This window comes from Actinoplanes sp. NPDC049316 (genome assembly GCF_040677315.1).
GTDB lineage: Bacteria > Actinomycetota > Actinomycetes > Mycobacteriales > Micromonosporaceae > Actinoplanes.
This window is the reverse complement of sequence record NZ_JBFAQM010000006.1, coordinates 346,439-355,463: the sequence shown is the minus strand read 5'-3', so window position 1 is coordinate 355,463 and position 9,025 is coordinate 346,439. Positions and strand designations below refer to the sequence as shown.

Here is a 9,025-nt window from a genome sequence, read left to right as displayed (position 1 = left end):
CTCAGGGTCCCCACCCCTAAACCCCCCACGCGTGGGCGGGCGGCGCATCCCACCCCGCCGCCCGCCCACCCCCGCCCCGCGCGCCCCCGCGAACCCCTCGCGGCGGGCGCTTCCCGCGTTTGCGAAGGAGAGTCACGTTGATCAATACAAGAAGGCTTCTCGCCATAGGGGCGGTGGCGCTGGTCGCCGCCGGCGCCGCCGTGTCACCGGCGGCTGCCGCCCCCAGCAAGCCCGCGTACAAGTTCGACCTGCTCGCCAAGGCCAAGCCCGACGAGTGCTTCAACGGCGTCGGCCAGCCCTACCCCGCCGGGCCGCCCTGCGCCACCGGCAAACCCAAGGTCAACCAGGCATACGTCTGGGGCCTCACCCAGGTCGACCAGACCCTCTGGTACGGCACCGGCGCCAACGTGCACTGCCTCGTCAGCGGCGCGACCCTCGACTACGTCAAGCCCACCGCCAACGACAACTGGACCTGCGAGTACGGCGAGAGCCAGGCGTCCAAGAACGACGAAGCCATCCCCGACTACCTCGGCGACATGCGCGCGCCCGAGGTGTGGACGTACGACATCGCCACCCGGCGCTCCGTCAACAAGAGCGCCGAGATCCGCGCCAAGAGCCCCGAGGACGCCACCCGCCTCGCCCACACCGTGGGCCTGCGCGCCGCCGGCCACATGGGCAACGTCGTCCTCCTCGGCGGCCCCGCGCTCGAGAACACCCTGAACATGTTCGCGTTCGACGCCACCACCCAGCAGTACCTCGGCTCGATCAACTTCCCGGACTACGGCAACATCCGGACGTTCCTCGTCGCCGACGACGCCCTCTACCTCGGCGTCGGCATCGGCCGCAACGGCTCCGCCGGCGGCGCCGTGTGGCGCTGGACCGGCGACACCACCCGGCCGTTCGACTTCACCACCGTCGCCGCCCTGCCCGTGCAGGCCGCCGACCTCACCGTCTACGACGGACGCATCGCCGCCACCAGCTGGCCCGCCGAACAGCCCACCAGCCAGGCCATGCTCGCCGGCCTCTGGATCAGCCCCAAGCTCGCCGACGGCCTGCCCGGCCTCAACGACGAGGACAAGAACGGCTGGAAGCAGGTCTGGAACGCCCGCCAGTACGAGCCCGACCGCGTCGTCTCGGCCACCTACGGCGGCGGCGGCATCGCCGCGTTCGACGGCTACGTCTACTGGGGCACCATGCACGTGCCGATGAAGAGCAGCACCGTGCACGCCACCGTCTACCCGCCCACCACCGACCAGCAGGCCAAGGACCAGTCCGTCAAGACCCAGCGCGCCATCAGCATCTGGCGCGGCAAGGACCTGGGCCTGCCGACCCAGAAGATCGAGCTCCTGTACGGCGAGAAGACCCTGCCCGCCTGGGACCCGGCAACCGCCACCTGGTCGGACAAGAGCACCAACTTCACGCCCCTGTACGGCAAGTCCGGCTTCGGCTACCTCTTCAACAACTACACGTGGCGCATGACCGTCGTCGACAACAAGCTCTTCGTCGGCACCATGGACTGGAGCTACCTGGTCAAGGACCTGCTCGCCGGCGCCGCCCCGCAGGCCCCGGTCAACAAGCGCGCCAAGAAGGCCCTCGCCGACCCGGACAACTGGCACACCCCGCTGATCAGCCCGGCCAAGTTCGGCGGCGACCTCTACATGTTCCCCGACTCGAACTCGCCGGCCCAGGCCGTCAACACCCGCGGCCTCGGCAACTACCTGAACTACGGGATCCGCAACATGATCCCCAACGGCAAGGGCGGCCTCTACCTGGGCATGGCCAACCCGATGAACCTGCGCACCGACAAGCGCGACAGGCGCCCCGAAGGCGGCTGGGAGCTCCTCGAGATGACCAAGCGCTGATCGATCCCCGACGTGCTGGGCGGGCCCTCGGGCCCGCCCAGCCGCACTTCTGACCGCGCCCGTACGTTCCTCGAACATCGACGGAGAACGGTGACGACATGAAGCGACTGGCCGCCCTGTCCGTGGCGATCCTCGCCCTCGCCCTCGCCGGCTGCACCCGGCAGTCGTCACCGCAGCCCCAGATCCCCGAACCCCCCGTCGGCAAATCCAGCGGCACGATCACCGTCGACGGCCGGCAACGCACCTACCTGCTCTACCGGCCCGCCACCGCCCGCGCCGGCGCACCCCTGGTCGTCGTCCTCCACGGCGCCGTCGGCACCGGACGCCAGGCCGAGGAGGCGTACGGCTGGGACGCCGAAGCCGACAAGGGCGGGTTCCTGGTCGCGTACCCCGACGGGGTGCACCGCACCTGGAACGTCAGCCCCGACTGCTGCGGAATAGCCGCCCGCGACAACGTCGACGACGTCACCTTCATCACCCACCTGGTGGCCGCGCTCCCCGCCGACAAGAAACGCACCTACGCCACGGGCATCTCCAACGGCGCGATGCTCGCCTACCGCCTCGCCTGCGACACCGACATCTTCGCCGCGATCGCCCCCGTCGCCGGCACAATGATCAACAAGTGCCCCGACCCCGACCCGCTGTCGATCATCCACATCCACGGCGACAAGGACCCCACCATCCCGTACGCCGGAGGCCCCGGCCGCCGCAGCAACGACGGCACCGGCCGCCTCCCCGTGAAGATCGACGGCCCCGCGGTCCCGGCCCTCATCGACACCTGGCGCAAAACCGACAACTGCGCACCCCCGGCCACGACGAAGTCCGGCGCCGTCACCACCTCCACCGCCACCTGCCCGGACGGCCGCGCGGTCGAACTGATCACGGTCGCGGGCGCGGGCCACCAGTGGCCGGGCTCTCGGCCGACCCCCATCGCGCAGCGCATCTTCCACCTCGACCCGCCCTCCACGGCGATCGACGCGACCCCCACGATCTGGCAGTTCCTCAACGCCCACCCCAAGCATTGACATCGATCTGTAGGTCCGCAGTAATGTACCTATCATGGATGATGCTCGGCGTGAGGAGGCCCGGCGGCTCCGTGTGGACCCGGGTCTGTCGCTTTCCCAACTGATGAAGCACTTCGGCGTCGGCAGCGCCACGCTCACCGACTGGCTGCGTGGCATCGAGCCACCCGGGTGGACCCGGCGTCCCAACGCCAAGGACGACCTCCGTGCGCGCGCTGTCGAGCTCCGTGCGGACGGGTGGTCCGTCAACGACCTCGCCGCGAAGCTCGGCGTGGCGAAGTCGACCGCGTACGCCTGGGTGAAGCACATACCGCTCGACGCCGACAGCGAGCGAGCGCGCCGCAAACAGGAGCACGCAGCGCTGATGGCGGCCGGACGCTGGAACGACAAGCGTGCCGAGCGGGACCGGCGCCGTGCCGAGGTGCACGAGGGGGCCGCCGCTGTTGTCGGTGATCTGTCAGACCGAGACTTCCTGCTGCTCGGTGCGGCGATCTACTGGTGTGAGGGTGCGAAGTCCAAGCCGTGGCGGCGCCTCGATCGACTGACTTTCATCAACAGCGACCTAGGACTGCTGGCACTATTCCTGCGGTTCCTGGCCGTCTGCGGGCGGGACAAGGAGTCGGTGCACTATCGCGTGCACATCCACGAGACGGCCGACGCGGAGGCGGCCGCCGACTGGTGGGCACGCGAGCTGGAGCTGCCGCGGGAGCTGTTCCGACGGCCGACGATCAAGCGTCACGTCCCGGCCACCAAGCGGCTGAACACTGGCCCGGATTACCGCGGCTGCCTGGCCGTCTCGGTGCCGAAGTCCCGAGAGTTGTACTGGCGGGTGGAGGGAATGATGGGCGCTATGGCGGGCCTGAGATAGTAGTCTCGGCGGTCGGTCGGCAGGCGTTGGGTGCTGCGACCGAACCGGTCGGCTGTGGTGTAATTGGCAACACAGTGGGTTTTGGTCCCTCTATTCCAGGTTCGAGTCCTGGCAGCCGAGCAATGCTGTGGTTCGGTCCCCATGCCGGGGCCGTGCGGTTGAAGTGTCGCCGCGTTTCTGCACCGCCACACTGCGAACAATGGAGTCCCGCGTGAGCCAGGCCCCGAGCCGCACCGTTGTCGTTCTCGCCGCCGGCGAGGGCAAGCGGATGAAGTCCGCGACACCCAAGATGCTCCACCCGCTGCTCGGCCGCACCCTTCTCGGTCACGTCCTGCACGCCGCCGACGCCGCGCAGGCGTCCCGCACGGTCGTGGTCGTCGGGCACAAGGCCGACCAGGTGCGCGCCCACCTCGCCGAGATCGCGCCCGGCGCCACGCCGGTGCTGCAGGCCGAGCAGAACGGCACCGGGCACGCCGTACGCATCGCCCTCGACGCGATCCCGGAGGCGGCCGGCACCGTCGTGGTGCTGAACGCCGACGTGCCGCTGCTGCGCCCGGAGACCGTGGAGGCGCTGGTCGCCGCGCATGAGTCGGCTCGCAAGGGTGCCACCGTGCTGGCCGCCGAGGTGGCGGACCCGACCGGGCTGGGCCGCATCGTGCGCGACGCCGACGGCAACCTCGAGCGCATCGTCGAGGAGCGGGACGCCTCGGCCGAGGTGCGGGCGATCCGGGAGATCAACGCGGGCATCTACGTGTTCGACGCCACGCTGCTGCGGGAGGCGCTCGGGAAGCTGTCCACGGACAACGACCAGGGCGAGGAGTATCTGACCGACGTCTTCGGCATCCTCGCGTCGGTCGGGCACCCGGTGGGTGTGCACGTGGCGGCGGACGCGCAGGAGACGCTGGGCTGCAACGACCGGGCGGAGCTGGCGCGGCTGCGGGTGCTGCTGCGCGATCGGGTGAACACGGCGTGGATGCGGGCCGGTGTCTCGATCCTGGACCCGGCGACGACGTGGATCGACGTCACCGTGACGCTCGAGCCGGACGCGGTCGTGGACCAGAATTCCCAGCTGCAGGGTTCCACCACGGTGGCCACGGGCGCGGTGATCGGCCCGGACACGACGCTGATCGACACGGTGGTCGCGGAGGGCGCGACGGTCTTGCGTACGCAGTCCGTCGGCGCGCAGATCGGCCCGGACGCGACGGTGGGCCCGTATTCGTACCTGCGACCGGGCACGCGGCTGGGTCGCAAGGCGAAGGTCGGTGGCTTCGTCGAGACCAAGAACGCGGAGCTGGGCGCGGGCGCCAAGGTGCCGCACCTCTCGTATGTGGGTGACGCCACGATCGGTCCCAAGTCGAACATCGGGGCGGGCACGATCTTCGCCAACTACGACGGCGTGAACAAGCACCACACGACGGTGGGTGAGGCCGCGTTCGTGGGCAGCGACACCGTGCTGATCGCCCCGGTGGAGATCGGCCCGGGCGCGTACGTGGCGGCGGGCAGCGCGGTGGGCAAGGATGTGCCGGCGGGCAGCCTGGGGGTGACCCGGGCGCAGCAGCGCAACATCGACGGGTGGACGGCCCGCAAGCGCCCGGGAACGGTGTCGGCGGAGGCCGCGGAGGCGGCCCAGGCCGCGCAGGGCGGCGCCGTGACCGCCGAGCCGGAAGCGACCGAGTAGCGACACCCCGTCAGCGTGCGCGCGGTCGTCGGCCTTCACGACGCCGGGCTGTCGGACCACGGTTGCCGGAGTTCGCGACCGTGGTCCAGCTCCCCGGGTCAGCGGACAGTCGGTCGTCGGCGGCGCAAGCTGGGGTGAGGCATCCCACGACCCGGATCCGGCACGTGGTGTCCGGCCGCGGGCAGGTAATACTTCAGGTGACAACCCCTCGATCGCACGGGAGCGGACGGGCCCATGGGCAGCATCGTCGCCGAGAACCGTAAGAGTCTGATGCTTTTCTCCGGGCGCGGCTTCCCGGAGCTGGCGGAGGAGATCGGCCAGGTGCTCGGCGTCGCCCCGACACCGTCGGACTCCTACGAGTTCGCCAACGGCGAGATCTTCGTCCGCTTCAAGGATTCCGTACGAGGCTCCGACGCGTTCGTGGTGCAGTCGGTGACCGAGGGCGTGAACCGGTGGGTCATGGAGACGCTCATCATGATCGACGCGTTGAAGCGTGGGTCGGCGAAGCGGATCACCGTGGTGCTGCCGTTCTACCCGTACTCCCGGCAGGACAAGAAGCACCGCGGCCGCGAGCCGATCTCGGCGCGCCTGATCGCCGACCTGCTGAAGACGGCGGGCGCCAACCGGATCCTGACCGTCGACCTGCACACCGCGCAGATCCAGGGCTTCTTCGACGGCCCGGTGGACCACCTGTTCGCGATGGACATCCTCGCCGAGCACGTGCAGCGCAAGTTCGAGGGCCGCCCGATGACGGTCGTGGCGCCCGACTCCGGCCGCGTACGGGTGGCCGAGCGCTGGACGGACCGGCTGGGCGGCTGCCCGCTGGCGTTCATCCACAAGACCCGCGACCCGATGAAGCCCAACCAGGTCGTCGCCAACCGCGTGGTCGGTGAGGTCGAGGGCCGGGTCTGCCTGCTGGTCGACGACATGATCGACACGGGCGGCACGATCACGAAGGCCGCCGACATCCTCTTCGACTCCGGCGCCGCCGACGTCGTGGTCGCCTCCACGCACGCGCTGCTCTCGGACCCGGCGACGGAGAAGCTGAAGAACAGCCGCATCTCCGAGCTCGTGGTGACGAACACGCTCCCGCTGCCGCCGGAGAAGCGCCTGGACAAGATCACGGTGCTCTCGATCGCGCCGCTACTGGCCCGGGCGATCCGCGAGGTCTTCGACGACGGCTCGGTGACCACCCTGTTCGGCGGCCTGAGCTGACCCCGCCCGCGGGCAACCCAGTCAGCGCCGACGCAGCAGTCCGGTAGCCGCTCCCACCCGCCGGCGCCGGCGCTCGCGGCTGCAACGGGTCTGGTTCGGCTGTCCGCTGTCGCCCGCCGCTCGCGGCTGCGGCGGGTCTGGTTCGGCCGTCCGCTGGCCGCTATCGCCGGCCGGGCGCCGCAGCGGTGGGCCCGGTTCGTCCGCCTGCCGGCCGCTGCCGCCCGCCGCTACTGCGCCCGCTGGCTGCTGCCGCCCGCCGCTGCGCCGCTGTGCCGCCCCACCCTGGCCGCTGCCGCCCACCGCTGCGGAGCCCGCTGGGCCGCTGCGCTGCCCGCTTCCGCCGGGCCGCTGCGGAGCCCGCTGGCCGCCCGCCGCTACTGCGCCCGCTGGCCGCTGCCGGCCCGCTTCCCGCTGGCCGCTGCCGGCCCGCTTCCCGCTGGCCGCTGCCGGCCCGCTTCCGCCGGGCCGCTGCGCTGCCCGTTCGGCGCGCGCCTGCTGCGGCCGTCCGCTCGCCGCGGGCGTATCGGCGGTACCCGGTAGATGCCCTGCGGCTGGCCGAGCCGCTCAACCGACCGCTTCGCTTCCAAGGCCGGCCTGGCCCACCGCCCTCCGGGCTATCCTGCTGTGACCGTTTAGCGGCGGTCCGGTGGGTTCTGTGAGGCGCAAGGTGCATCCGCCGGGTGAACTTTTCGCAGGGAGAGTGAGCTGCCGGGACCCGCCGGTTCGAGCGTGGCGCGAGCAGGTAAGCTGGTGCGGTTGCCACGGCGAGGGTGCCCCGCGGTCTGCTGCAGGTTTGCGCAGTCCGCTCGAGGCACCGTGATCGACGCGGTGCTCCGGGCCTGTGCCCAGTGCGCCCCTTGCCGAGCACTGAGCACCACCTTCGGCCCCCGCCGATGCTTCGCCCGCAGCCCGCCGACTTAGACGCAGCCCGATTCAGAGTTTCAGGAGTTTCCCCGTGTCCGAGGTAAAGATCAGCGCCGAGCCCCGTACCGAGTTCGGCAAGGGTGGTGCCCGTCGCACGCGCCGGGCCGGCCTGGTGCCCGCCGTGCTGTACGGCCACGGTGAGAAGCCGCAGCACATCGCGCTGCCGGCCCGCGAGTTCGCCGCCGCTATCCGCCACGGTGGCCTCAACCAGGTCTTCACGATCGACATCGCCGGTGGGTCGGGCGCCACGCTGGCCCTGCCGAAGGCGATCCAGCGCGACCCGATCAAGGACACGTACGAGCACGTGGACCTGATCATCGTGAAGCGCGGCGAGAAGGTCCAGGTCGACGTCCCAGTGACGCTGACCGGTGAGGCCGCCAAGAACACGCTCGTGGTGAGCGAGAGCACCACGCTCTCGGTGACCGCCGAGGCGCTGCACGTGCCGGCCGCCCTGGAGGTCTCGATCGAGGGTCTGGAGGCCGGCGCGCAGGTCACCGCCGCCGACGTGACCCTGCCGGCCGGCACCGAGCTGGCCGTGGAGCCGGATTACCTCATCGCGATGGTCTCGCAGGCGCAGACGGCCGCGCAGATGGAGGGTGACACCGGCGAGGCCGCCGAGGCCGAGGCCGGCGAGGGCGCCGAGGCGTCCGAGGAAGCCGCCGGCTGACGCAGCCGGAACAAGCACCCGACAGGGAAAGTGCCGCCCGGCACTTTCCCTGTTTTTGTCGTGGACGGTCATGACCGATCGCATCGCAGCGAAGCAAGGCCTGGAGGGCATGACATGGTGACTCGGTCATGAGCGAGGACGCGCCGTGGCTGGTGGTGGGCCTGGGCAACCCCGGCCGGGAGTACGCGGCGAACCGGCACAACGTGGGTTTCATGGTGGCCGAGTTGCTGGCGTCCCGGATCGGCGCGAAGTTCGGGCGGCACAAGCGGGCGGTGGCCGAGGTAGGGGAGGGCCGGCTGGGGTTCGGCGGTCCGAAGCTGATCCTGGTGAAGCCGCTGACGTACATGAACCTGTCGGGCGCCCCGGTGTCGGCGCTGGCGCAGTTCTTCAAGGTGCCGGTGGAGAACGTGGTGGCGGTGCACGACGAGCTGGATGTGCCGTACGGGCAGGTGCGGGTGAAGCGCGGCGGTGGTGAGGGCGGTCACAACGGGCTGCGCTCGATGTCGAAGTCGTTGGGCACCAAGGAGTACGCGCGGGTCCGGTTCGGTATCGGGCGGCCGCCGGGCCGGCAGGATCCGGCGGACTTCGTGCTGTCGGACTTCTCCGCCGGGGAACGCAAGGAGCTGGAGTTTCTCGTCGATCGGGCTGCGGATGTGGTGGAGGCCGTCGTGCTCGAGGGTGTCGAATGGGCGCAGAACAAGTACCACGGGAATTAGGGCGATACCACGCGAACCAATGCGCTGTCCCGGGAACGTATAGATCGTTTGGACCGTTTTGTCCGTCTATCGG

6 protein-coding genes, 1 tRNA gene and 1 pseudogene are annotated in these 9,025 nt (G+C 70.5%); all 8 read left to right on the top strand.

What is annotated here, in order from left to right; translation table 11 throughout:
* The first annotated feature begins 137 nt into the window (after positions 1-137).
* The 8 genes and pseudogenes from AB0K03_RS12860 (at position 138) to pth (ending at position 8,952) form a co-directional block, all read left to right on the top strand.
* The gene (locus AB0K03_RS12860) at positions 138-1,862 is read left to right on the top strand and encodes a hypothetical protein (RefSeq protein WP_364683712.1); all 1,725 of its coding nucleotides are present in this window, start codon (positions 138-140) and stop codon (positions 1,860-1,862) included.
* A gap of 98 nt (positions 1,863-1,960) precedes the next feature.
* The gene (locus AB0K03_RS12855; protein WP_364683710.1) at positions 1,961-2,887 is read left to right on the top strand and encodes a PHB depolymerase family esterase; all 927 of its coding nucleotides are present in this window, start codon (positions 1,961-1,963) and stop codon (positions 2,885-2,887) included.
* A 34-nt stretch (positions 2,888-2,921) separates the two neighbouring features.
* Positions 2,922-3,752: a helix-turn-helix domain-containing protein gene (locus AB0K03_RS12850; RefSeq protein ID WP_364683708.1), complete on the top strand. Its 831-nt coding sequence runs from the start codon at positions 2,922-2,924 to the stop codon at positions 3,750-3,752.
* 48 nt (positions 3,753-3,800) lie between these two features.
* Positions 3,801-3,872 (top strand) — tRNA-Gln (locus AB0K03_RS12845).
* Positions 3,873-3,963: 91 nt separating this feature from the next.
* A pseudogene (glmU, locus tag AB0K03_RS12840) lies at positions 3,964-5,427 on the top strand (bifunctional UDP-N-acetylglucosamine diphosphorylase/glucosamine-1-phosphate N-acetyltransferase GlmU); the annotation flags it as partial.
* A 237-nt stretch (positions 5,428-5,664) separates the two neighbouring features.
* A complete protein-coding gene (locus AB0K03_RS12835; protein WP_364683707.1) occupies positions 5,665-6,645 on the top strand; it encodes a ribose-phosphate diphosphokinase in 981 nt (326 codons plus the stop codon).
* Between the two features lie 955 nt (positions 6,646-7,600).
* Positions 7,601-8,236 carry a 50S ribosomal protein L25/general stress protein Ctc gene (locus AB0K03_RS12830; protein ID WP_364683705.1) on the top strand — a complete coding sequence of 212 codons (636 nt, stop codon included), beginning with the start codon at positions 7,601-7,603 and terminating at the stop codon, positions 8,234-8,236.
* Between the two features lie 128 nt (positions 8,237-8,364).
* Positions 8,365-8,952: an aminoacyl-tRNA hydrolase gene (pth, locus tag AB0K03_RS12825; protein WP_364683703.1), complete on the top strand. Its 588-nt coding sequence runs from the start codon at positions 8,365-8,367 to the stop codon at positions 8,950-8,952.
* The last annotated feature ends 73 nt before the right edge of the window (positions 8,953-9,025 follow it).